The 23,259-nt window shown below is 71.5% G+C and carries 26 protein-coding genes; 13 read left to right on the forward strand and 13 right to left on the reverse strand.

The genetic code is table 11. The features are described 5' to 3' along the window. Positions 1-190 precede the first annotated feature (190 nt). Both ACFFBG_RS03170 and ACFFBG_RS03175 read left to right on the forward strand, forming a co-directional pair. Entirely contained in the window at positions 191-892 is a 702-nt protein-coding gene (locus ACFFBG_RS03170; protein WP_375475499.1) for a hypothetical protein, read from the forward strand. 171 nt (positions 893-1,063) lie between these two features. Further along, on the forward strand, positions 1,064-2,134 hold the full coding sequence (locus ACFFBG_RS03175) for a DUF4192 domain-containing protein (protein ID WP_375475501.1): 1,071 nt from the start codon (positions 1,064-1,066) through the stop codon (positions 2,132-2,134). A gap of 39 nt (positions 2,135-2,173) precedes the next feature. Here the strand turns inward: ACFFBG_RS03175 and ACFFBG_RS03180 are convergent, their stop codons facing one another. The 4 genes from ACFFBG_RS03180 to dtd form a co-directional block, all read right to left on the reverse strand. After that, a complete protein-coding gene (locus tag ACFFBG_RS03180) occupies positions 2,174-3,640 on the reverse strand; it encodes a glutamate synthase subunit beta (RefSeq protein WP_375475503.1) in 1,467 nt (488 codons plus the stop codon). A gap of 222 nt (positions 3,641-3,862) precedes the next feature. Then, complete coding sequence (locus tag ACFFBG_RS03185) at positions 3,863-4,558, reverse strand: metal-dependent transcriptional regulator (RefSeq protein WP_375475505.1); 696 nt, start codon at positions 4,556-4,558, stop codon at positions 3,863-3,865. Between the two features lie 129 nt (positions 4,559-4,687). Beyond that, the gene (gene sigB / locus ACFFBG_RS03190; protein ID WP_375475507.1) at positions 4,688-5,917 is read right to left on the reverse strand and encodes an RNA polymerase sigma factor SigB; all 1,230 of its coding nucleotides are present in this window, start codon (positions 5,915-5,917) and stop codon (positions 4,688-4,690) included. A gap of 179 nt (positions 5,918-6,096) precedes the next feature. Continuing rightward, complete coding sequence (dtd, locus tag ACFFBG_RS03195; protein WP_375475509.1) at positions 6,097-6,522, reverse strand: D-aminoacyl-tRNA deacylase; 426 nt, start codon at positions 6,520-6,522, stop codon at positions 6,097-6,099. Positions 6,523-6,717: 195 nt separating this feature from the next. Between dtd and ACFFBG_RS03200 the strand changes: the two genes are divergently transcribed. Together ACFFBG_RS03200 and ACFFBG_RS03205 are read left to right on the forward strand one after the other, a co-directional pair. Further along, positions 6,718-7,044, forward strand: a complete 327-nt coding sequence (locus tag ACFFBG_RS03200) for a DUF3099 domain-containing protein (RefSeq protein WP_375475511.1) — start codon at positions 6,718-6,720, stop codon at positions 7,042-7,044. Positions 7,045-7,078: 34 nt separating this feature from the next. Beyond that, a complete protein-coding gene (locus ACFFBG_RS03205) occupies positions 7,079-7,300 on the forward strand; it encodes a DUF3039 domain-containing protein (RefSeq protein ID WP_375475513.1) in 222 nt (73 codons plus the stop codon). On the opposite strand, the gene ACFFBG_RS03210 is transcribed toward ACFFBG_RS03205, so the two are convergent. Next, positions 7,279-8,265, reverse strand: a complete 987-nt coding sequence (locus tag ACFFBG_RS03210; RefSeq protein WP_375475515.1) for a YihY/virulence factor BrkB family protein — start codon at positions 8,263-8,265, stop codon at positions 7,279-7,281. The genes ACFFBG_RS03205 and ACFFBG_RS03210 overlap by 22 nt on opposite strands. A gap of 181 nt (positions 8,266-8,446) precedes the next feature. On the opposite strand from ACFFBG_RS03210, the gene ACFFBG_RS03215 reads away from it, so the two are divergent. Then, positions 8,447-10,141 (forward strand): DEAD/DEAH box helicase, encoded by a 1,695-nt coding sequence (locus ACFFBG_RS03215; protein ID WP_375475517.1) that lies wholly within the window; start codon positions 8,447-8,449, stop codon positions 10,139-10,141. A gap of 269 nt (positions 10,142-10,410) precedes the next feature. Next, entirely contained in the window at positions 10,411-10,638 is a 228-nt protein-coding gene (locus ACFFBG_RS03220; protein WP_375475519.1) for a hypothetical protein, read from the forward strand. A gap of 338 nt (positions 10,639-10,976) precedes the next feature. Here the strand turns inward: ACFFBG_RS03220 and ACFFBG_RS03225 are convergent, their stop codons facing one another. The 3 genes from ACFFBG_RS03225 to ppgK form a co-directional block, all read right to left on the reverse strand. Beyond that, positions 10,977-11,420, reverse strand: coding sequence for a hypothetical protein (locus ACFFBG_RS03225; protein WP_375475521.1), 444 nt, complete (start codon positions 11,418-11,420; stop codon positions 10,977-10,979). 114 nt (positions 11,421-11,534) lie between these two features. Continuing rightward, on the reverse strand, positions 11,535-12,821 hold the full coding sequence (locus tag ACFFBG_RS03230) for an RNA polymerase sigma factor (RefSeq protein ID WP_375475523.1): 1,287 nt from the start codon (positions 12,819-12,821) through the stop codon (positions 11,535-11,537). Positions 12,822-13,108: 287 nt separating this feature from the next. Continuing rightward, positions 13,109-13,879: a polyphosphate--glucose phosphotransferase gene (gene ppgK / locus ACFFBG_RS03235; RefSeq protein ID WP_375475525.1), complete on the reverse strand. Its 771-nt coding sequence runs from the start codon at positions 13,877-13,879 to the stop codon at positions 13,109-13,111. 99 nt (positions 13,880-13,978) lie between these two features. On the opposite strand from ppgK, the gene ACFFBG_RS03240 reads away from it, so the two are divergent. After that, entirely contained in the window at positions 13,979-14,797 is an 819-nt protein-coding gene (locus ACFFBG_RS03240; protein WP_375476243.1) for an inositol monophosphatase family protein, read from the forward strand. A gap of 70 nt (positions 14,798-14,867) precedes the next feature. Here ACFFBG_RS03240 and ACFFBG_RS03245 read toward each other — a convergent pair whose 3' ends face one another. Continuing rightward, positions 14,868-15,371, reverse strand: coding sequence for a LytR C-terminal domain-containing protein (locus ACFFBG_RS03245; RefSeq protein WP_375475527.1), 504 nt, complete (start codon positions 15,369-15,371; stop codon positions 14,868-14,870). A 340-nt stretch (positions 15,372-15,711) separates the two neighbouring features. On the opposite strand from ACFFBG_RS03245, the gene ACFFBG_RS03250 reads away from it, so the two are divergent. Further along, positions 15,712-16,020: a DUF4193 domain-containing protein gene (locus ACFFBG_RS03250; RefSeq protein WP_375475529.1), complete on the forward strand. Its 309-nt coding sequence runs from the start codon at positions 15,712-15,714 to the stop codon at positions 16,018-16,020. Positions 16,021-16,035: 15 nt separating this feature from the next. Here the strand turns inward: ACFFBG_RS03250 and ACFFBG_RS03255 are convergent, their stop codons facing one another. Further along, positions 16,036-16,806 (reverse strand): SDR family oxidoreductase, encoded by a 771-nt coding sequence (locus ACFFBG_RS03255; RefSeq protein WP_375475531.1) that lies wholly within the window; start codon positions 16,804-16,806, stop codon positions 16,036-16,038. Positions 16,807-16,848: 42 nt separating this feature from the next. Further along, positions 16,849-17,331: a DUF3093 domain-containing protein gene (locus ACFFBG_RS03260; protein ID WP_375475533.1), complete on the reverse strand. Its 483-nt coding sequence runs from the start codon at positions 17,329-17,331 to the stop codon at positions 16,849-16,851. Here ACFFBG_RS03260 and dut point away from each other — a divergent pair. The 4 genes from dut to ACFFBG_RS03280 are packed head-to-tail and all read left to right on the forward strand — an operon-like array spanning position 17,330 to position 19,683. Next, a complete protein-coding gene (gene dut / locus ACFFBG_RS03265) occupies positions 17,330-17,890 on the forward strand; it encodes a dUTP diphosphatase (RefSeq protein ID WP_375475535.1) in 561 nt (186 codons plus the stop codon). The two genes, ACFFBG_RS03260 and dut, sit on opposite strands and share 2 nt — an antisense overlap. Then, positions 17,890-18,522 (forward strand): DUF3710 domain-containing protein, encoded by a 633-nt coding sequence (locus ACFFBG_RS03270; protein WP_375475537.1) that lies wholly within the window; start codon positions 17,890-17,892, stop codon positions 18,520-18,522. The genes dut and ACFFBG_RS03270 overlap by 1 nt, the downstream gene beginning before the upstream one ends. Before the next feature lie 19 nt (positions 18,523-18,541). Beyond that, on the forward strand, positions 18,542-18,907 hold the full coding sequence (locus ACFFBG_RS03275) for an OB-fold nucleic acid binding domain-containing protein (RefSeq protein WP_375475539.1): 366 nt from the start codon (positions 18,542-18,544) through the stop codon (positions 18,905-18,907). Next, the gene (locus ACFFBG_RS03280) at positions 18,904-19,683 is read left to right on the forward strand and encodes a DUF3159 domain-containing protein (RefSeq protein WP_375475541.1); all 780 of its coding nucleotides are present in this window, start codon (positions 18,904-18,906) and stop codon (positions 19,681-19,683) included. Before ACFFBG_RS03275 ends, ACFFBG_RS03280 begins: the two co-directional genes overlap by 4 nt. A gap of 53 nt (positions 19,684-19,736) precedes the next feature. Here ACFFBG_RS03280 and ACFFBG_RS03285 read toward each other — a convergent pair whose 3' ends face one another. Together ACFFBG_RS03285 and ACFFBG_RS03290 are read right to left on the reverse strand one after the other, a co-directional pair. Beyond that, positions 19,737-20,396 (reverse strand): potassium channel family protein, encoded by a 660-nt coding sequence (locus tag ACFFBG_RS03285; RefSeq protein ID WP_375475543.1) that lies wholly within the window; start codon positions 20,394-20,396, stop codon positions 19,737-19,739. Beyond that, positions 20,396-21,061 carry a potassium channel family protein gene (locus ACFFBG_RS03290; protein ID WP_375475545.1) on the reverse strand — a complete coding sequence of 222 codons (666 nt, stop codon included), beginning with the start codon at positions 21,059-21,061 and terminating at the stop codon, positions 20,396-20,398. Before ACFFBG_RS03290 ends, ACFFBG_RS03285 begins: the two co-directional genes overlap by 1 nt. A 115-nt stretch (positions 21,062-21,176) precedes the next feature. On the opposite strand from ACFFBG_RS03290, the gene ACFFBG_RS03295 reads away from it, so the two are divergent. Beyond that, positions 21,177-23,183 (forward strand): APC family permease, encoded by a 2,007-nt coding sequence (locus ACFFBG_RS03295; protein WP_375476245.1) that lies wholly within the window; start codon positions 21,177-21,179, stop codon positions 23,181-23,183. The last annotated feature ends 76 nt before the right edge of the window (positions 23,184-23,259 follow it).

The raw sequence follows: 23,259 nt of genomic DNA on the forward strand, positions 1-23,259 counted from the left end.
CAGGTCGCCTCTCGGCGGAAGGCCGCTCGTGGCGGCGAATGTGGGACCGGGGGCCATGGATCGGGCCGACGTCGATTTCCACGTTACCCGCTGTGCGCGTGAGATTGCCGACGGCGACCGATCATCTGCACGCGGTTTGTCCGCCGTACGCTGCACGTATGGCGCAGCGGACATCGGCGGAGCGGGCGGCATGACGTCCGACGACCAGCCGCGGCCGCACCGACCCGCCCGGTACGCCGACCTCACCGAACTGATCGACGCCGCCGGCGGGGAGTCCATCGGCTCTCGCGCGGAGATGGCCGCGGCGACCGCGGAGGTCGTCGTGCGCGCTGGCCGGACCCCGGGCGACGGCGCCCGGTTCGTCGGCCTCGCCGACCGAGTCGGCCTGGACACCCTCGCCGCGCTGTGGCGCGACGCCGACCCGGTGAGCCTGCCCGGCGCGCTATGGGCGCTGTACCTGCTGCGGCAGTGGTGCCACACCTCCGGCGACGAAGTGGCCCGCCTGTGGCGCCTAGGCGAACCGCTCGCACCCGCCGAAGCTGCCGTGGCCGGCGTCGCCGACTATGCCGACGTCGCGGCGATCCGCGACGCCGCCGACGCCGTGCTTGCCGGCGTGTACCAGGGCGACCTCGCCGTCGCGCTCGAGCGGGCGGCGGCGTTCTTCCGGGTCGTCGCCACTGGCCGGCGGGCCCTGTCGCCCGCCGAGTCGACGACGGTCGGCGACACGCTGACAGCGGACGATTCGGCACTGGCCGACGAGGCGGCGCTGGCGGCACTGGACGCCAGCGGCCGCGCGGACGCTGCCGACGCGCTCTGGGCCGAGCGCAACGAGCGCGTCGCCGCCGCGCTGTCTGCCGCGGCCGCGAAGTGGCGGCAGGGCACGCTGCGTTGACCACCCTGCGATAACACCCTGCATTGACCACTCGGCGGACTGCGCCTCGCCGCGGCGCCGGATAGCACACAGCTCCGACACCGGACCCCGCGTCGTGCACAGCGCGGCCGACCGTCCACATCTTCGATCCAGAACCGCCGCGCCCGCTGGTTCTCGGCGACCGTCGTCGGCATGACCATCCCGACGACACAACGCATCTCCGGCCCGGCCGAGCTCGTGCAGGCCATTCCTTATCTGCTCGGCTTCCATCCCACACGAAGCCTTGTGCTCGTCGGCCTGGACGCCGGCGTGCTCGTCGTGACCGCGCGACTCGACCTGCCGGACGTGCTGGGCTCCGACGCGGTGCGAGACACCGTCGGCGCGATGGCGGCCGGCGGCGCCTCGACGCTGGTTGCCGCGGTGTATGACGACGCGCCGGGGCTGCCCGCGTCGCTCGACTCGGTGACCGCGGCCGCCCGGATACTCGCCCTGCTGGACGTCATCGCCGCCGCAGCGGAGCGGCACGGCTGCGATCTGCTCGACGCGCTCTGCGTCGCGCACGGCCGCTGGCGGTCGGCGATGTGCGCCGGTGCCGATTGCTGCCCGGCCGACGGCGAGCCGCTGCCTGACGCTCCTTCCGCCTTCGCCGCCGCCGCGACAGTCGCCGGGGTTGTCGCGCTGCCTGACCGGCAGTCGCTCGCGCGCTCGCTCGAGCCGGCGCCGTTGCTGGAGCGCAGCGCGCTGTTGCCGGCGATCGCCGAGGCCGAACGGGCGGCGCTCGCGGCTGGCCTCGGCGGCCAGGGCGCGCAGCACGGCCGGTCGGCGAAGCGGGCGATCTTCGCCGCCGCCCGAGCGGCGGACACGCCCGGCTGGGCCGGGCTGGCGGCGGCACAAGTGGCGCGTTTCGCAGTCAGCCTCGCCGACAACTCGATGCGCGACGCGGTGTGGGCGGCCGTGGACCACGGCCGGCTCGACGGCCGGCCCCTGTGGCGGGAGCTTGCCCGCCGGGCGCCCGCGCCATACGACGCTCCGCCGCTGCTGCTGTTCGGCTGGGCCTCCTGGCGCGCGGGGGACGGGGCCCTCGCGGGCATCGCGGCCGAGCGGGCGGTCGCCAGCGACCCGAGCTACTCCGCGGCCGACCTGCTGCTCGGCGCATTGTCGTGCGGGGTCAACCCGAACAGGCTTCCCCGGCTGCGCTCGCACGGCCGTGGCCGAGCGTCAGCCGACGGCCCTGGTCGAGCCTCAGCCGACGGCCGTGGTTGAGCTGCGGTGGCGCCGCGATCGGTCTGCCGGGGCTTCGAGCTATAGCGGCGCGGCGCTCGGCGTCACTGGACGGGGCAGCTCGGAAAGCCCGGTCAACGCGTCATCGACCGCGGCGGCGCACGCGCGTCCCTCGGCGATGGCCCAGACCACCAGCGAGGCGCCGCGGGTCGCGTCGCCGCAGGCGAAGACGTTGTCGGCGGTGCTGCGCCAGCCGTCGTCGATGCGCACCGTGCCGCGGCCGGGCACCTGGTCCGCGCCGAGCGCGTCGAGCAGCTGCGGAACATCGGTGCCGACGAAGCCCGCAGCGATGAGCACGAGGTCGGCGGGCAGCTGCTCCCGCGAACCCGGCATCGAACGGAATTCGCGCCGGCCACCTACGCGGACAATCTCCACCTGCTCGACGACCACACCGCGCACCTGCCCGTCGTCGTCGCCAACGAAAGAGACGACTTCGCGGGCCCACGCTTCGTGGACGCCCTCGTCGTGCGCCGGCGAGGATCCTCGCGTGCTCGGCGCCGACGGCCACACCGGGTTGATCAGCCCGATCCGCGCGGCCGGGCGCGGATTGTGATCCAGCACGGTCACCGACCGCGCTCCTTGCCGGTTAGCGGTGCCGAGGCAGTCGGCGGCGGTGTCGCCGCCGCCGATGATCACGACATGCTTGTCCGAGGCGTCGATCGCGGGCGAAGCGATGTCGCCGGCCTGCACGCGGTTGCCGAGCGGCAGATAGTCCATCGCCTGGTGCACGCCGGCGAGATCGCCGCCCGGATTGGTCAGCTGCCGCGGCGCCAGCGCGCCGACCGCGAGCACGACGGCGTCGAAGTCCTCGCGCAGCCGGCCGACGTCCGCCGGGCCGATGTCAGTGCTGACGCGGAAGACGGTGCCCTCGGCGGTCATCTGCTCGACGCGTCGGTCGATGATGTCCTTGGGCATCTTGAAGTCCGGGATGCCGTAACGAAGCAGGCCGCCGATCCGGTCGTCGCGCTCGAACACCGTGACAGCGTGGCCGGCGCGGCTCAGCTGCTGGGCGGCCGCGAGCCCGGCGGGCCCCGATCCGACGACGGCCACCCGGGCACCGCTGCGCTCGGCCGGCGGCTGCGGGGTGACCGAGCCGGTCTCGAAGGCCTTTTCGACGATCGAGATCTCGACCTGTTTGATGGTCACCGGGTCGGTGTTGAGGGCCAGCACGCAGGCGGCCTCGCAGGGCGCCGGGCAGATCCAGCCGGTGAATTCCGGGAAGTTGTTGGTCGCGTGCAGCCGCTCGCTCGCGCTCGCCCAGTCGCCGCGCGCGACGAACTCGTTCCATTCCGGGATGAGATTGCCGAGCGGACAGCCGCTGTGGCAGAACGCGACGCCGCAGTCCATGCAGCGGGCGGCCTGCTCGCTGACCGTCTCGTCCTTCGCGCGCAGGTAGATCGGCTGCCAGTCGCGCACCCGCTCGCCGGCGGGACGTTTCGGCGTGTCCACACGCGCGTGCTTCAGAAAGCCCTGCGGGTCGTAAGCCACCGGCGTCCTCTCGGCTCGAGCCCGGCGGCAGCCGGACGGTCGTGCGCGTGCGACGCGCGGTCGTGGTCACGAACTGCGGCGGAAGGGGGTGTCGACGCGGACGGCGAGGCGGCGGTGACTCGCGACGGCGACAGTTTACGTCGGAGCGCGGAGCGCATTGTCCGCCCGGGTGTTCGGGCCACTCGGACGCCGCTGGGCGACGATGATGGCGCCGGCGCGGCTTCAGGCGACGAGCACGAACACGTGATCTGCGATGTGCTGGTCGAACGCCACGCGGGAGTCGTCGTCGAGGGTGACCTCGACGCCCAGCGGCGCGGCGGCGACCCGCACCTCGCGACCTGGGCGCAGTCCGGCCACATCCAGCCGGTGCATGAGCGCGGCGTCGTTCTGCAGCTGTTCGCTGATGCGGTCGACCACGACGCTGCCGACCGCGTCGACGGCAGCGGTGCTCAGGCTCACCAGCGCCCCGCCGGGAGTGGTGCCGAACGGCAGGCCGAGCTGGTCGAGGCCGGGAATCGGATTGCCGTGCGGGCAAACGAGCGGCTTGTCCAGCAGCGCGAGAATCCGGCGCTCGACCTTCTCGCTCATCACGTGCTCCCACCGGCACGCCTCGATGTGCAGGTCTTCCCACTCCAGGCCGATCACGTCGGCCAGCAGCCGCTCGGCCAACCGGTGCTTGCGCATCACGCCGATCGCCTCGCGCCGGCCGGCGTCGGTGAGCTCGAGATGACGGTCGTCGGCGACGTGCAGCAGCCCGTCGCGTTCCATCCGGGCGACGGTCTGGCTCACGGTGGGCCCGCTCTGGCCGAGCCGCTCGGCGATTCGGGCGCGCAGCGCGACCACGCCCTCTTCCTCCAACTCGAACACCGTGCGCAAGTACATCTCAGTGGTGTCGATCAGATCGCTGTGGTGGCTCATCGACACCTCCCTGGCTCGCGGCGCGACCCTGCGGGGCACGTTCGCGCCACCATCCTATTCCGCGCGGAGCCCGAGCCATGCCGGGCCGACGCCCGAGCCGGACCGGACCGACCGAACAAATTCGGAGGCTCAGGCCTCGAGGTAGTCGCGCAGCACTTGCGAGCGGGACGGGTGCCGAAGCTTGGCCATCGTCTCTCGCTCGATCTGCCGGATCCGCTCGCGAGACAGCTTGAACGCGCGACCGATCTCGTCGAGCGTCTTCGGCTGGCCGCCGTCCAGGCCGTACCGCATGCGCACGACCTCCGCCTCGCGGGCGTCCAGCGTGTTCAACACGTCCTGCAACTGGGCGCGCATGAGGCCGCCCTCGACGACGGTCTCGGCCGCCGAGGTGGCGCGCTCGTCGGCGATGAAATCGCCGAGCGAGGCGTCGTCGTCCGCACCCACGGTCTGGTCCAGGCTGACCAGGTCGCGGGAGAGGTCGATGAGCTCGCGGACGCGCTCTTCGGTGATGTCCAGCTCGTGCGCCAGCTCGGCGTGGTTGGCCTCCCGGCCCAACGCCTGGTTCATCTCGCGGCGGATGCGCTGCAGCTTGTTGACCTGCTCGACGAGGTGCACGGGGAGCCGGATCGTGCGCGATTGGTCGGCCATCGCGCGGCTGATCGCCTGCCGGATCCACCACGTGGCGTAGGTGGAGAACTTGAAGCCCTTGGTGTAATCGAACTTCTCGACCGCCCGGATCAGACCCAGGTTGCCCTCCTGGATCAGGTCCAGAAACGGCATGCCGTGGCCGGTGTAGCGCTTGGCCAGCGAGACGACCAGCCGGAGGTTCGCGCGCAGCAGATGGTCCTTGGCCCGCTCGCCGTCGAGCACGACAGCGCGCATGTCCCGCTTGCGGGCGGCGGTGAAGGTGTTCGGCGCGGTCAGCAGGTGGCCGGCGTAGAGCCCGGCCTCGATGCGCTTGGCGAGCTCGACCTCGTCGGCGGCGGTCAGCAGCGCAACCTTGCCGATCTCGTTGAGGTAGACGCGCACCAGATCGGCCGACGCCGCGACCTCGTCGAGGTCACGCAGTTCGGGCGTGGGCGGCGACGCGACGATCTCCTGGTGCTGGCTGTCGTCGACATCCGCCGGCGGCGACGCGGTGGTAGCAGTAGCGGCCGGCCGGGCGGACTTGGCACGGGCCGTTTTCGCGCGGGCGCGTGGGGCGGGCGCCGTGCCGGCCTGCTCGTCGACCTCGACCGCACCGGCGGTCGCCGACGTGCGGGCGCTGCGGTGGCCGCGGGCGACCCGCGACTCAGACGACGCGCGCGACGCGGTCGCACCACGGCGGGCAGCCGACGGAGCCGGTGCGTTGCGAGACATTGTCACTGGTTACAAACCACCTTGGGAGCAACTGAGTTGCGATCTATCGGACCTGTCCAGATACGTATTCGTGCCGAACGGGCTCGCGGTTTCGTGATTCCGGTTTCGTAGTAGACAACGTGTCGAACGGCCCAAAATGTTCCCGGACTCGGAGTAGCCGGACGGGTCGCAGATGGCGCTCACAGCTCGAGCGAGACGGTGAATGGCCCGTCGTTGATCAGCCCCACCTGCATGTCGGCACCGAATATGCCGGTGTGCACTGGCGTGTTCAGTGTACGCAGCTCGTCGACAAATGCCGCGACGACCGGCTCGGCGAGCCGCCCGGGCGCGGCGGCCGACCAGCTCGGCCGACGCCCTTTGCGGGTGTCGCCGTAGAGCGTGAACTGGCTCACCACGAGGATCGACGCGCCCGGCACGTCGGCCACGCTGCGCTCGTCGCGAAGCGCCCGCAGCGCATGCGTCTTGCGCGCCAACGCCGCCGCCTGCGCCGGGCCGTCGCCGTGGGTGACGCCGATGAGCGCGAGCAGGCCCGGGCCTATCCGCGCAACCTCTTCACCGCCCACCTTGACCCATGCTTCGGCGACGCGCTGCACCAGCACCCTCATCGGTCCGGCCCCCTCCGTCTGTCTTCCTCGTCGGTCTGGCATTCCGGCAAACCGTGCACCGCGTCGACGGGCGGCCGGCGAGCGCGGACCGCGGGCGACGCCCGCTGCGCGGGTGGCAACGGGGAGCCGAACACGTGTCGATCTTGACAGTCCGCGGACGAGCTTTTGCCGACATTCGGTGCCACGATGGGACACATGCGCCGCCCACCTGAATCGGAGCCGGTGCTCATCACCTCGGCCCCGGAGAGCGGCGACGACGAGTTCGACCGTCGCAAGCGCAAGTACGCGATCATGATGTCCTTGCGCGCGGTGTGCGTGATCGCCGCCGCCGCCACCTATCGCGTCTCGATCTTGTTGGCGCTGGCTTTTGTCGTGGGCGGGATGGTGCTGCCGTGGTGCGCGGTCATCATCGCGAACGACCGGCCGGCCAAGCGGCGGCCCGCGCAAGTGCCTTTTCATCCCGAGCTGCTGCGCGAGCGGGCGCTGCCGGCCGGCGACGACGACCGCACTGTGGACGGCTGACCGCTCGACGTTCGTTTCGGGCACAATCGACGACGTGTCAGACACTCAGGTCCTGGAGTCGCCGAGCACGTCGGAGACCGACACCGGTCCCGACATGTTCCATTACGTCCGCAAGAACAAGATCGCCGAGAGCGCGGTGATGGGCACCTTCGTCGAGGCCCTGTGCGGCGAGGTGTTCCCGGTGACCAAGACGCCCAAGCCCGGCTCGCCGGTGTGCCCGGCCTGCAAGGAGATCTACGAGAGCCTGCGGTCCTGAATCGCGGCCGTCCGGTCGGCGCCGGGATTTTGCGCTGAGGGGGTGAACACCTGCCAGTTGCGCGGGTCCAGCACCCGCGGCGGCCGGGCCTTCGCCGGTTTGCGCTGCTCGACGGCGGCGTTGAATTCGGCCCCCAGCAACACGCCGAAGGCGAGGACGAAGAAGAACAACAGCGCGGCGATCGGCGCGGCCAGCGCGCTGTAGGCGTGGTTGTGGTCCAGGACGAAGCTGATGTAGCCCCGCAGACCCGCCGACCCCGCCAAGAAGACGAGCAATGCGAGCAGCGCGCCCGGCAGGCCCCGATGCCAGGGCAGCCGCCGCGGCGGCGCCAGTTTGTAGAACGTCGTCAGGCCGAGCAGCAGGAACAGCACCAGGACGGGGTAGTAGCCGGCTTCGATCACCGCGCTCACCGTCGCGCGTTGGGATCGCGGCGCGGCACGGCGCAGCAGGTCCGGCCCGAGCACCAGCATCGGCAGCAGGAACACGCCCAGCACGACGGCCCCGAGGAACAGCCAGAGCGCCAGCAGCCGGCTGCGCACCGGACCCCGCAGGTCGCGCTGGTCGTACGCGATCGCGATGGTGTTGACGAAGGTCGCGGTCGCCGACGAGCCGGCCCACAGCGCGAGCACGAAGCCGATGCTGACGATGTCGGCGCGGTCGCCATTGAGCACTTCGCGCAGGGTCGGGCGGATGACGTTCTGCATAACCTGGTTGCTGAAGGCGTGGCGCAGCGCGTCTTCGATCTTCGTCTCGGTGCGGTTGACAGTGCCCGCGCCGAACAGCCGCGACATGTAGCCGAGGCTCGCGATCAGCGCGAGGAACAGCGACGGCAGGCTGAGCAGCTGCCAGAACGCGGCCTCCGCGGACAGCCCCAGCACCCGGTGCTTCCAGGCCATGATCAGCGCGCGCTTGAGCAGCCCCGGCGTCACGCGCGCCGCGCCCAGCACGCGCCGGAATAGGGGCATGGGCTCCAGTGTCCCAGCGGGCGGTCCCGGCGGCGTCCTGCGCGCTGCGCCCGGCGTGCCGAGGAGCGAGCCGTCGGCCGCCCCGACTAGGTTCGACCCCGGTGCCTGTGCTTCGTTGCGCGGGCGCCGCAGCGCGTCCGGGCGGACGCATCCGCCGGCACGCGAGAAGGGTCCGACCTCTGTGGCAGCGCCTCGCGAGATCGTCGCGCCGCGCCTGCGCGGGTGGCAGGCGGACGCCCTCGCCCGCTACCGCGCCGCCCGCAGCCGCGACTTCCTGGTCACCGCGACGCCCGGGTCGGGCAAAACCACGTTCGCGCTGACGCTGGCCGGCATGCTCGTCGCCGAGCGCGTGGTCGACCGGGTCATCGTCGTCTGCCCGACCGACCACCTCCGCACGCAGTGGGCGAACGCGGCCGCCGCAGCGGGCCTGCCGCTGGACCCGACGCTGAGCAACGCGGTCGGCCCGGTGCGCCCGGACCTGCGCGGCTACGTGACGACGTACGCCCAGGTCGCCGCCAAACCCGCGCTGCACGCGGCGCGGGCGAGCGCCAAACGCACGCTGGTGGTCCTGGACGAGGTCCATCACGCCGGCGACGGGCTGTCCTGGGGCGACGCGGTCGCCTCGGCGTTCGAGCTGGCCGCCCGCCGGGTGTGCCTCACCGGCACGCCGTTTCGCACCCGCGCAGAGGAGCGGATCCCGTTCGTCCGCTACGAGGCCGAGCCGGACGGCGGGTTGCGCAGCGTCGCCGACTTCGGCTACGGCTACCGCGAGGCGCTGCGCGACGGGGTGGTCCGGCCGGTGGTGTTCGCGGCGTACACGGGCACGTCGCGCTGGCGCAACAGCGCCGGCGAGGTGATCGCCGCATCGCTGACCGAGACCAGCACCCGCAGCATCGAGGCGACCGCGTGGCGCACCGCGCTCAGCCCGCGCGGGAAGTGGGTGCCGCACGTCATCGCGGCGATGGACGGCCGGATCACGCATCTGCGCGCGCACGGCATGCCCGACGCCGCCGGGCTCGTGCTCGCCAGCGACCAGGACGACGCCCGGGCCTACGCCGCGATCACCGAGCAGGTGACGGGGGAGGCGCCGGTCGTGATCGTCTCCGACGACCCGAAGGCGAGCGCGAAGATCGACGCGTTTGCGAGCGGCGACCAGCGGATAGCGGTGTGCGTGCGGATGGTGTCCGAAGGCGTCGACATCCCGCGCGCGGCGTGCCTCGCCTGGATGACGTCCTACCGGACGCCGCTGTTCTTCGCCCAAGGCGTCGGCCGGGTCGTACGCGCCCGCCGGCCGGGCGAGTCGGCCACCGTCTTCCTGCCGGCTGTGCGCCCGCTGCTGACGCTCGCGGCGGAGTTGGAGCAGGAGCGCGACCACGTCATCCCGCCGCCGTCGCAGGAGTCCGAGACGCTGCTCGACGCCGAGCCCGTGGAGCCGGCCGAGCGAGCGGCGGACCGGACGGAGCTCGTCGACGCCGACGCCGCCTTCGCCCACGTGCTGCACGGCGGCCGAGCGGTCGTCGCGACGCCGTTGAGCGCGGACGACGAGGACTACCTCGGCCTGCCCGGCATCCTGTCGCCGGAGCAGACGGCCGCCGTGCTTGCCCGCCGGGATTCCGACGCCCGGCGACGCGCGGTCGACGCCGGCGCACAGCCGGCGCCCGAGCCGTCCGCCGAGGCTGTGGCGTGGCGTGCCGGGGCGGAGCTGCGTCGCGAGGTCAATCGGCTCGTCGCCGTGCTCGCCGCACGCACCGGAGCGCCGCACGGACGATTGCACGCGGAATTGCGCCGCGCGGTCCCGGGACCGGTGTCCGCCGCCGCCGGGGCGGATGTGCTCGAGCGGCGGCGTGACCACCTGATGGCGCTGCTCGGCGGCTAGTGTCGGATGTGGCCTGCGCGCCCGTTCGCCCCGTTCGCCGTCCGCGACGGCGTGCTCGGGCGTGGGCTATTTCACGCGACGGGGTTTCGGGAATCCGGGTCGGGGTAGTACTGGTTACACCAGCTGTCGGGTAAATCCCGTCACAGGTGTTGCAAGAAGGTTTCGTCTGGCGAGTGTCGTCACCGCGACCGTCGATTAGATGGTTACCTGGGGAAGCAACAAAGAACGGGTAGCGACAAGTTGCCCCGCCAGCTGAGAGAGGTGCTGACGTGTCCACGACGATGTCACTGACACCGCTGACCGCTACCGACCGCTGCGACCGGTGTGGCGCGCAGGCGTACGTCCGCGCGACCATGGAATCCGGGTTCGATCTCCTGCTCTGCGCCCACCACTTTCACGACAACGAGATCCGGCTGCGCGAGATCGCGGTGTCGATCCAGGACGAGTCCGAGCGGCTCGCGGTCGTGCCGGCCACGGCGGCGCTCGAGGAGCGCTGAACGCATACCGCAACGCGTATGGCCCCTGCCCTTCTGGGCGGGGGCCGTTTCGTCTGCGGGCTCTCGGGTGCTCGGGTGCTCGCTGTCGGCTGGTCGCCGCGCCCGACACAGCCCCCGTCGCCGAGACGACGAGGGCGGTGCCGAAACACAGGAAGTCTGGCTGCTCAACCCTCCCGCGCCAACGAAGTACCCCGGACGGACGTGCGCTAATTGCCCGGGGCAACGCGGACGCTCGCATCGGTCAGCTGACGACCACGACGAGCCGGCCGGTGACATGGCCGGCCTGACTGGCGCTGTGCGCCGCAGCCTAGGCCAACGAGGCACCTGGGAGACGGCGGTCAGATGCGCCGGCTGATCGCCGAAATCTGCTGCCGACTGATTGCGACCGCTCGCGGCGCCAGCAGGTCGAGCTGCTCAGCGGCAATCGCCAGCTGCACAAAGATGTCCGCGGTCCCACTGTTCTTGCCCGGCACCCCGCGCAGCGCCGCGGTGAGGTCGATCGAGATGTGGATGCCGTCGATTCCGAAACTCACCTGACAGGGCGCCGCCGGATCCTCGCGCAGAGCTCCGTCGATCGCGATGAACTGGCGATACGCCACGGTCAGGTGATCTGCGCTCACCACTGCCGAGCCGCGGAGCAGGCGCACCGCGCGCGAGACCTGGTTGCGTCCGGGGATCCGCAGGTCCGTAGCCGACGCGCGAATCCGCACGCGTTGGGCATACACGATCGTTCCAGCGGCTGCGCCGAGCTCGGCGAGCGGATCTGGCCGACGACGGAACACGGCCGCGAGACTATCGCCGGCTCGGCCGTCCGGCCTTCACCCCGTTCGATCGGCTGGTGGATCTTGGTAGGCGGCCAAACGGGGTGACAAGACGGGCCGAGGACGTGCCGATGCTCAGTCCAGGTAGTCGCGCAGGACTTGCGAGCGGGACGGGTGGCGCAACTTCGACATCGTCTTCGACTCGATCTGCCGGATCCGCTCGCGCGTGACGCCATAGACCTGGCCGATTTCGTCGAGCGTGCGCGGCTGGCCGTCGGTGAGGCCGAAGCGCAGCTTCACCACGCCCGCCTCTCGCTCGGACAGCGTCTGCAACACCGACTGCAGCTGGTCCTGCAGCAGGGTGAACGACACGGCGTCCACGGCGACGATCGCCTCGGAGTCCTCGATGAAGTCGCCGAGCTGGCTGTCGCCTTCGTCGCCGATCGTCTGGTCGAGGCTGATCGGCTCGCGCGCGTACTGCTGGATCTCCAGCACCTTGTCCGGCGTGATGTCCATTTCTTTCGCGAGCTCTTCGGGAGTTGGCTCGCGGCCGAGGTCCTGCAACAGCTCGCGCTGGATGCGGCCGAGCTTGTTGATCACCTCGACCATGTGCACCGGGATGCGGATCGTGCGCGCCTGGTCGGCCATCGCCCGGGTGATCGCCTGCCGGATCCACCAGGTGGCGTAGGTGGAGAACTTGTAGCCCTTGGTGTAGTCGAACTTCTCGACCGCGCGGATCAGACCCAGGTTGCCTTCCTGGATGAGATCCAGGAACGCCATGCCCCGGCCGGTGTAACGCTTCGCCAGCGACACGACCAGCCGCAGGTTCGCCTCGAGCAGGTGGTTCTTGGCGCGCTCGCCGTCGCGGACGATCCAGCGCAGGTCGCGGCGCATCTGCAGGACGAGCTTCTCGCCGGACTCTTCGGCCTGCCGGATGCGCTCGGCGGCGTAGAGACCGGCCTCGATCCGTTTGGCGAGGTCGACCTCTTCTTCGGCGTTGAGCAGCGCGACCTTGCCGATCTGCTTGAGGTAGGCGCGCACCGAGTCCGCGGACGCCGTCATCTCGGCGTCCTTGCGGGCCTGCCGCAGCGCCTCGGACTCCTCTTCGTCGTCCCAGGTGAACTCGGTGCTCTCGCCGGCGGCGTCGGCTGCGGCGCCCTCGACGGCGTTCTCGTCGACCTCGTCGACAACGGCGTCCGCAGCGGCGTCGGCGGGCAGTTGCGCGGTGTCGATCGGGTCGACCGGCGCGTCTCCGGCGGTCTTCGGCGCCGCGGTCTTCGGCGCCGCGGTCTTTTCGGGGGCGGCGCTCTTGGCGCTCTTCGCGGCCGGCTTGGCCTTCGTCACGGTCGCGGTCGCGCGCTTGGTGGCGCTGGCCGCCGGGACGGAACGGGAGGTGACGGACGCGCTGTCGGCGCTGAGCACGGACTCAGAAGACCGCTTCGTTGAAGCCACGGGTTGCCTTTCACCACGAGAGAGCGCGGACGAATGCCCAAGACGCTGTTGTCGACGCCCCGGGGGAGACGCGACTGGTGCGGGGCATCCGGCAGTCTGTTGGTTGGCTCATCGGTCGAGTCCAGATCGTGCGCAGGCCCTCGGACCATATTGTACTGCGACCGAGGCGGCGACCCGATCGATGCGCGGGGCAGCCGGACTGTCCGTGCGACACGATCGCCTGCCGCAGCAATCGCCCGACGCCGCGTACGACACGGCTATTCGCCCAGCCGCTCGACCGCTGCGATCGCCGCGCCGACGATGCCTGCCTCGTTCAGCAGCTGCGCCGGCACGACCCGGGTCTTCAGCTCAAGCAGCGGCACCCACTTCTCGGCGTTCTTGCTGACCCCGCCGCCGACCACGAACAGATCTGGGCTGAACAGCCGTTCGACGTGCTGCATGTAGCGGTTCACCCGCTGCGACCACTTGCGATAGGACATGCCGTGCTCGTCGCGCACGGATGCCGCGGCGCGCCGCTCGGCGTCGTAGCCGTCGAGCTCCAGATGGCCCAGTTCGGTGTTTGGCACGAGCACGCCGTTCATCAGCAGCGCGCTGCCGATCCCGGTGCCGAACGTCAGCAGAATGACGACGCCGTCAACGCCCTTGGCGGCGCCGAACCGGGCCTCGGCGATCCCGGCGGCGTCCGCGTCGTTCAGCACGATGACCTCGCTGCCCTCGCCGACAGCGTCGGTGAAGGTCTTGTCCGCGTCCGTGCCGACCCACGTCGGGTCGACGTTCGCGGCCGACTGCGCGACCCCGTGCTTGATCACCGCCGGGAAGGTCGCGCCGATCAGGCCGCGCCAGTCGGCCCCGCGGACGAGCTGCACCACGACCTCGCCGACCGCCTCGGGCGTTGCCGGCCTCGGCGTTACGATCCGCGCGCGTTCGGTGAGCAGGGTGCCGGTGGCCGTGTCGACCAGCGCGCCCTTGATGCCGGTGCCGCCGATGTCGACACCGAACGCCTGACCCGCGCTGCTGCCCGACGTCATGCTGTCTCCTCGTCCAACACCGGCGGCGCAGGGGTGTCTGCTCGCACGCGGACCCTATCCCGTCGAGATCAGCGCCGGTCATGCTGCGATGGGCACATGATGGAATCACCGGCGGCATCGGCGGCCGAACTGGGCGACCTGTGCCGCGAGCTGGCGCTCGGCGCCGCCGCACTCGTCCGCGCCGCCCGCCGCGACGGCATAGCGGTCGACGCCAAGAGCACGGCGACCGACCTCGTCACCGACGTCGACAGGGCGAGCGAGCGCTGGCTGTCCGAGGAGCTCGCGCGGCGCCGGCCGGGCGACGCGATCCTGGCCGAGGAGGGCGGCGCCCTTGGCGCCCCTGGCGTGCGCGGCGGCACGCGCTGGCTGCTCGATCCGATCGACGGGACGGTCAACTTCGTGCTCGGCATCCCGCACTACGCGGTGTCGGTCGCCGTCGAGGTGGACGGGGCGGTGGTCGCCGGCGCGGTCGCGAACCCAGCCTCCGGCGAGACGTTCACGGCCGTCTCCGGTTCCGGCGCGTACCTGGACGGCGTCCGGCTGGGGGCGCGCCGAGACGTGTCGCTGGCACGGGCGGTGCTCGGCACCGGGTTCGGCTACGACGCGGCGCTGCGCCGCCGTCAGGTCGCCGTCGTCGCGCCGCTGCTGCCGCAAGTGGGCGACATCCGCCGGCTGGGCTCGGCGGCGCTCGACCTGTGCTTCCTCGCCGCGGGCCGTTTGGACGGCTATTTCGAGGCCGGTCTGCACGAGTGGGACCACGCGGCCGGCGGGCTCATCGCGGTGGAAGCCGGCTGCGCGATCAGCGGGTTGCGCGGCCGCCCGCCGTCCGGCCGGCTTTACGCTGCGGCCGCCCCGGCGCTGGCCGGCGAGCTGTTCGCCGTTTTGGCGGCGCTGGGCGCGGACGACGTCGGCGCCTGACTCAGCAGGTTTGGCGAGCACGTCTGAGCGAGCACGTCTGAGCGAGCACGTCTGAGTGGGCAGGTCTTGATCAGCAGGTCTTCGCGGGCGTCGGCGGGCCGGAAACCAGATGCGCCTTCTTCAGCGCGGCCGCCACGGACGCTGCCGACGCCACCCCGCGATAGGCCTGGCCCAGTGACACGACCACGGTCGCCGACGACGTGGTCTGCGGCACAAGCGTCGCGCCGGGGAAGTAATACTCCAGCAGCGTCGCCGCCGGTTTCTGCGCCGCGGAATAGCGGATCTGTCCGACCGTCTTGATCTTGTTGAACAACTTCTTCTTGTCGTTGACGGCTGGCTTGGGCACGAGGAACCCCGCGGTTTCCAGCGCGGTGCGCGCCTTGCCCGCGATGCCGGTGCGATTGGTTGAGTTCAAGACCTCGACGGTGACGGACTTCGCCGCCGGCAGCTGCGCGGCCGGTGCAACCGACGGCGTCGGGCACGACGAATGCGTCGGCTTGGCCTCGGTCGCGCCGCTGCTTCGGTTGAGCACGCGCCACCACACCAGGGCGGTGAGCAGCAGCAGCGCGACCAACGCGATGACCGCCGGCAGCGGGCGTCGCGTCACGGTGCTCGCCACGGGCTGCGACCTCCTGACGTCGGGGTGGGCGAATCGTAGCCGCCGAGACGCCGGGGATGGCGTTGCCGACCCCGTCGCCGGGCCGAAACATCGCCGAGGTAGGTTTCCGCGGCCCGGTGGTTCGGCCGCACGACGTGTCGACCCTCCGGAACGCCCGCAAACAGGTGAGAGTCCCGAGCGCGGGCGGGCACAAAAGAGCACCCTCGAACGTTGCAGCGCGAGACGACCCGGAAATCGCGCCGAGATCGATCACGAGAACACCGTGGGATGAGCCCACAGAGGAGTTGACCACCGCATGGCGACTGACTACGACGCCCCCCGCCGCGGAGACGTCGATGAGCTGAACGAGGATTCGATCGAGGAGCTGAAGGCGCGCCGCGCCGAGGCGCAGTCGGGCTCGATCGACGTGGACGAGACCGAGCTGGCCGAATCGCTCGAACTTCCCGGCGCCGACCTGTCCAGCATGTCGGGCGAGGAATTGACCGTCCGCGTGCTGCCCAAGCAGAGCGACGAGTTCACCTGTTCGTCGTGCTTCCTGGTGCACCACCGCAGCCGACTGGCCCGCGAGCGCAACGGCCAGCCGATCTGCCGCGACTGCGCCTGATCTCGGGCGACTGACCTACAGTCCGGACGTGAGGCTGACGCCGCCGTCGACCACCAACGTCTGGCCGGTGATCCACGCGGCGTCGGCGGAGGCGAGGAATGCCGCTGCCGCGCTGATGTCCTCTGGCACCCCGAGCCGGCCGAGGGGGTAGCCGGCCGCCGCGCCGGCCTCGTCTGCCTCGTACAGCGCGGCGGCGAACTTCGTCTTCACCACCGCCGGCGCTATCGCGTTCACCCGGACCTTCGGCGCCAGCTCGCCGGCGAGCTGCACCGTCAAGCCGATCAGCGCCGCCTTGCTCACGCCGTAGTACGCGATGCCCGGCGCCGGCGCGATGCCGGCGACCGAGGCCATGTTGACCACCGCGCCCGGCCGTCGATCACCCAGGCCGGCGGCGAGCGCACGGCGTGTCCAGGCCAGCGCCGACAGGACGTTCACATCCATGATCTTGCGGGCAATCGCTTCGTCCAGCTCGGTGAGCAGACCATAGGCGGGATTGATGCCGGTGTTGTTGATCAGCACGTCCAGCCCGCCGAGCTCGCGCACCGCGGTGTCGACAGCGTCCTGCTGGTGCTCTGGGTCGTCGGCCCGGCCGGCGACGGTGAGCACGCCGTGCTCGCCGATCTCGGCCACGGCCGCGGCGAGGCCGGCTGGCTTGCGTGCGGTGATGAGCACCTGCGCGCCCTCGTCGCGCAAGCGGCGCGCGATCGCCAGGCCGATGCCGCGGCTGGCGCCGGTGACCAGCGCGACCTGGCCGGCGAACCGGCGGCCGTGCTCAGGAGAGCTCATGGCCCGGCAACCGCGTGACTCGACACCGCATGACTCGACAACCTAGCGGGCGGCGCGCAGCGCCCCGACGAGCCGGTCCGGGTGGCGGGTGCTGACCACCCAGTACGGCGTCGGGTCGTCCTCGTCGTCGATCCAGACCTGGACGCCCGGCCCGATCCACGGCCGGATCGAGACGTGCGCGGCCGGGTCGCCCTCTCGGCCGACCACGCGCCGCAGGGTCGGCCCGTCCAGGCCGATCGAGCCGGTGACGTAGCGCAGCGGAAGGTGCGCCCCGCGCACGCGCAGCTCGCCTTCGACGACCTCGACCCTGGCCCGGCCCAGCCACCACACGATGAGGACCGAGGCGGGCAGCAGGGTGCTGTACGGGATCCAGTCGGTGAGCGGAAGGCCGCCGATGTGGAATTCCGCCGCCAACACGGTCGCCACGCCGAGCGCGACCAGGTACCACCACCACGGTGTGCGCAGCGTCTCCCGGTAGACGTCCACGGCGCCGTCAATCTGACGGCCGTCGCTGCCCGCGTCCATGCGGCCGAGGGTAGCCTCAGCGCACGTGACCACAGCCCCCAGCGCGCCTGACGCTCAGCCGATCCGGGTGCTTGTGCGCCGCGCCGATCCGGACGTGCCGTTGCCGGCCTACGCGCTGCCTGGCGACGCGGGCGCCGACATCCACGCCGCGGCAGACCTCACGCTCGAGCCGGGCGAGCGGGCGGTGCTGCCGACCGGCATCGAGATCGCCCTGCCCGACGGCTACGCCGCCTTCGTCCACCCCCGGTCCGGACTCGCCGCGCGCGCCGGCCTCGGCCTGGTGAACGCTCCCGGCACGATCGACGCCGGGTACCGCGGGGAGATCAAGGTCGTCGTCATCAACCACGACGTCCGCGCGCCGCTGCGGCTGGCCCGGGGCGAGCGGATCGCCCAACTGGTCGTCCAACGCGTGGAGCAGGCGCAGTTTGTGGAGGTGGACGAGCTGCCCGCCTCCGTCCGCGGCCGCGGCGGGCACGGCTCGACCGGCGGCGCCGCCGCGCTCAGCGGCCAATCGAGTGCCGCGGCGCTTGCCGGACAGCTGCCGGACGGGCCGCGCTGATGCCGGGCCGACGCAGGCAGAAGCGGACCGACCGCTCCAAGCTCGACGCCACGCCGCCCTGGGAGACCCGGGCGCGGGAGGAGATCGCGGCGACTACCGGTCCGTTCGACGAGCGCGACGCCCCCGATGACGACGTGGAACGGGTGGACCTCGGCGCGCTGCGGGTGCCGGTCGTCGAAGGTTGCGACGTGCGCCTCGACCTGGACGAGAACCAGCAGGTGATGTCCGCGACGCTCGCGACGGCGGAGGGCACCATGCAGCTCGGCGTGTTCGCGGCGCCGCGCAACGAGGGCATCTGGGACGACGTGCGCGCCGAGATCGCCGAGTCGATGGCCGGCCCGCGCCGCACCAATGCCACGGAGCGCGACGGCCCGTTCGGCGTCGAGCTGCACGGCACGCTGCCTGCCGACGGCGGCGGCACGGTGCCGGTGCGGTTCCTCGGCGTCGACGGGCCGCGCTGGTTCCTGCGGGCGCTGCTCGCCGGACCCGTCGCGACCGACGCGGGCAAGGCCGCGCTGCTGGAGGACGCGCTGCGCCAGGTCGTCGTGGTCCGCGGCGGCGAGCCGCTGCCGGTGCGCGAGCCGGTCCCGCTGCGCCTGCCCGAGGGCATCGAACTGCCCGAGACCTCGTAATCGCCTTATCCTTGGTCTCGTGGGACATCGCCTCTCGCTCCTCTCCCGGCTGACGGCCAGCGCGCAGCGTCTGGACGCCGTCGAGCTGCAGGACGATGTCGTCACCCGTCGATGCACGCCGACCAGCGAGGTCTGCCGCGGCACGGCCACCCAGGTCGTCGGCCGGCTGCGCGAGATCGTCTACACGCCGAGCGAGACGGTCCCGACCCTCGTCGCCGAGTTGTTCGACGGCTCGGCTGCGATCGACCTCGTCTGGCTGGGCCGCCGCCGGATCCCCGGCGTCGAGCCGGGCCGGCGGCTGGTGGCCCGTGGCCGGATCGGCGAGCACAACGGCCGGCACGCGATCTACAACCCGTACTACGAGCTGTTGCCACCGATTGCATGACTGCCTCCGAACAGGATCGACGCGAACAGGATCGGCGCGACCAGGATCGACGCGCGCAGCTCAAGGAGAGCTACCGCAAACAACTCGTCGCCGGCATCGGCGGGTGGTCCGGCGCGCTGATCGCCGCGATCCCGACGGCGGTGTTCGTCGTGGTGAACGTGACCACGTCGCTGCGTCCGGCGATCGCCGCCGCGGTCGGTTCGGCGCTGCTGCTCACCGCCTATCGCTTCGTGCGCAAGCAGCCGGTCCAGCAGGCGCTGTCCGGGCTGTTCGGGGTGGTGATCGCCGCGGTCATCGCCGCCCGCACCGGGCAGGCGCGCGGCTACTTCCTCGTCGGCATCTGGACGAGCTTCGCCTACGCCGTGCCGTTCGCGGTGTCGGTGGTGCTGCGGCGTCCGCTCGTCGGCGTCCTGTGGGAGTTCCTCGACCCGACGCCCGCGCCGGGCGCCGCTGAGGCGGCTGACCGGCGCGCCGACGACGCGGCGGGAGAGCCGGTCCCGACCGCGACGGACCAGCAGTTGGACGCTCCGGAGGCGCCGCCGTGGCACAAGCGCCGGCCGCTGCTGCTCGCCTACACCTGGGCGACGCTGGCCGGCGTCGTCGTCTTCCTCGCCCGCGGCTTCGTGCAGCTGGCGCTCTACGGCGCGAACGCGACCGGCTGGCTCGCCTTCGCCCGGATCGCGATGGGCTATCCGCTGTTCATCGCCGCCGTCGGCTTCGCGTTCCTGGTGGTCACCCGAGCCCGCCGAGCAGGCAACCCCGGCGTTGGTGCCTGAGCTGGTCGCGAAAACGGCCCGAAACGCGACCAGCTCAGGCGCCAAGGCAGGGGTCAGGTCGGGAGGACGGCGCGGCGCAGCGCTTGCTCGGCGTCGGGCAGGCAGACGAACAGCAGCTCGTCGCCGCCTTCGAGCGGCTCCTCCGGCGTCGGGGTGATCACCCGCCGGCCCCGGACGATGCCGACGAGCGCCGCCTCCTTGGGCAGGTTCAGCTCGCGCACCGGCCGGCCGGAGCAGGCCGCGTCGTCGGGCAGGGTGAGCTCGACGAGGTTGGCCTGGCCCTCGCGGAAGCCGAACAGCCGCACGATGTCGCCGACCTCGACGGCCTCCTCGACGAGCGCGGCGAGCACCCGGGGCGTGGACACCGCGACGTCGACCCCCCAGGCCTCGGTGAACAGCCACTCGTTGGCCGGATGGTTGATCCGGGCCACCACGCGGCGCACCGCGAACTCGGTCTTGGCCAGCAGCGACACGACGAGATTGGCCTTGTCGTCGCCGGTGGCGCCCACCACGACGTCGCAGTTCTCCAGGTGGGCGTCCTCGAGGTTCGCCACCTCGCAGGCGTCGCCGACCAGCCACTCGGCGCCCTTGATGCGGTCCGGCAGGATCTTGGCGGGGTCCTTGTCGATGAGCAGCACCTCATGCTGCTTGCTCAGCAGCTCCCGGGCGATGGACCGGCCAACCGCCCCGGCGCCGGCGATGGCGACCCGCATCAGCGGCCGGCCTCGGGCCCGGCGGACGCGAGGTCGGTCAGCGTGCCGCGCTCGGCGTCGGCGCTGAGCATGTGCAGGGTGTCGCCGGACTGGATGACGGTGGAGGGCACCGGCAGTTGGCCCTTGCCGAACCGCGTGAACAGCGCCGCGCGGGCGCCGCTTGCCGCCTCGAATTCGGCGATGGACCGGCCGACCCAGCCCTCGTGCGGCGACACCGCCAGCATCGCGATCTCGCCGCTCGGATCGCGCCACGCCTCGGCCGTCGTCTCGCCGAGCACGGCCTTGAGCAGCCGCGACGCCGTCCACGGCACGGTGGCGACGGTGGGGATGCCCAACCGCTCGTAGACCTCGGCGCGTTTGGGGTCGTAGATGCGGGCGACGACTCGCGAGACGCCGAACGTCTCGCGCGCCACCCGCGCGGCGATGATGTTCGAGTTGTCGCCGCTGCTGACCGCGGCGAACGCGCCGGCCTGCTCGATGCCGGCCTCGACGAGGGTGTCGCGGTCGAAGCCGACGCCAGCCACCTGGCGGCCGGGGAAGTCGTCGCCGAGCCGACGGAATGCGAGCGGCTCCTGGTCGATGACCGAAAGGGTGTGGTCGAGCGGAGCCAGCGCCAACGACAGCGCGGCGCCCACCCGGCCGCAACCCATGATGACGATGTGCACGCCGCGAGCTTGGCATGCGCGCGGCCGCAAGCGCGAAAGCGGGTCCAGCGCACGTATTGTGCGGGTCGTGGCCGTCCTTCCGCGCGTGCTGAAGCGCCTGATCATCGGCCGGCCGATGAGTTCCGAGAGCGCTGGGCACACGTTGCTGGCCAAGCGCCTCGCGCTGCCGATCTTCGCGAGCGACGCGCTGTCGAGCGTGGCCTACGCCACGCAGGAGATCATGCTGGTGCTCACCGTCGGCGGCACGGCCTTCCTCTACCTCGCGCCGTGGGTGGCGGGCGCCGTCGTCGTGCTGATGGCCGCGGTCGTCGCGTCCTACCGCCAGCTGGTGCGCGCGTATCCGACCGGCGGCGGCGACTACGAGGTCGCCACGAAGAACATCGGCCGCTCGGCCGGCGTCGTGGTCGCGAGCGCGCTGCTTGTCGACTACGTCATGACGGTCGCGGTGTCCGTGTCGTCCGGGGTGGACAACATCATCTCGGCGGCGCCGTCGCTGCACGGCGCCCGGGTCGAGATGGCGGTCGTGTTCGTCGTGGTGCTGGCGGCGGTGAATCTGCGCGGCCTGCGCGAGGCGGGCCTCGCCTTCGCCGCGCCCACCTACCTGTTCGCGACCGGCGTGTTCATCATGATCGGCACCGGGCTATACCGGACGATCGCCGGCGACGCCCCCGTCGCCGAGAGCGCGAAATACCACATCGAGACCCAGCACGGGTACGGGTCGCTGACCTTCCTGGCGCTGATGTTCTTCACCCTGCGCGCGTTCTCCTCCGGCTGCACCGCGCTGACCGGCGTCGAGGCGATCGCGAACGGCGTGCCGGCGTTCAAGCCGCCGAAGGCCCGCAACGCGCAGAAGACGCTGGTGGCGATGGGCCTGATCGCGGTGACGATGTTCATCGGGCTGACGGCGCTCGCGCTGATCGCGAAGGTGCGCATCACCGACCCGACGTCCTCGAGCTGCCACTTCACGAACATCGCGAAATCGGTGTGCGAGCACCAGCCGCAGCGCACCGTCATCGCGCAGGTGGCCAGCGCGGTGTTCGGCGGCCCGCATTCGGTCGGCTTCTTCTTCATCCAGGCGACCACCGCGCTGATCCTCGTGCTCGCCGCGAACACCGCCTTCAACGGCTTCCCGCTGCTCGGCTCGATCCTGGCGCGGGACAAGAACCTGCCCGCCCAGCTGAACAACCGCGGGGACCGGCTGGCCTACAGCAACGGCATCATGATGCTCGCGGTGGTCGCCGGCTTCCTGATCTGGATCTACCACGCCGACGTCACCCGGCTGATCCAGCTCTACATCATCGGCGTCTTCACCTCCTTCACCTTGGGCCAGTCGGGCATGGTCCGGCACTGGAACCGGGCCATGCGCACGGAGCGCGACCCGAAGGAACGGCGCCGGATTCGCAGCTCGCGCATGATCAACGCCTTCGGCGCGACGCTCGCCGGGGTCGTCCTCGTGATCGTCGTGATCACCAAGTTCGACAAGGGCGCGTACCTGGTGATCATCGCCATGCCGATCCTGTACGCGGCGATGCGCGGCATCAACAAGCACTACACCCGGGTCGCCAGCGAGCTGGCCACCGAGGACACCGGGCTCACGCTGCCATCGCGCTACCACTCCGTGGTACTCGTCTCGAAGGTGCACAAGCCGACGTTGCGGGCGTTGGCGTTCGCGAAGGCGACCCGGCCGGACACCCTCACCGCGCTCACCGTGAGCGTCAACGACGAGGACACCCGGGCGCTGCTCGCCGAGTGGGAGCGGCACGACCTGCCGGTGCGGCTGACGGTGTTGGAGTCGCCCTATCGCGAGGTCACCCGGCCGCTGATCGACTATTTCCGCAAGCTGCGCGCGGACCGTCCGCGCGATGTGGTCAACGTGTTCATCCCGGAGTACGTCGTGGGCCACTGGTGGGAACAGCTGCTGCACAACCAGTCGGCGCTGCGGCTGAAGGGGCGGCTGCTGTTCCAACCGGGCGTGATGGTGACCAGCGTGCCGTGGCTGCTGGACTCCTCCGCCAGCGTCACCCAGCGCTCGGAGCGGCGCGACGGCAAGGACGTCTCGCCCGCGGCCAACCCGTCGTCGGTCGCGATCAACGACGAGGCCACTCCGATCCGCAGTGCCTAGCCGTCCGCACGCCCGCCGCCGCCGAGTTGTGCTCGCTTGGTCGGGCGTCGGCCCGACGACGCGCGGACAACTTGTG

This window comes from uncultured Jatrophihabitans sp., from assembly GCF_964251945.1.
Taxonomy (GTDB): domain Bacteria; phylum Actinomycetota; class Actinomycetes; order Mycobacteriales; family Jatrophihabitantaceae; genus Jatrophihabitans.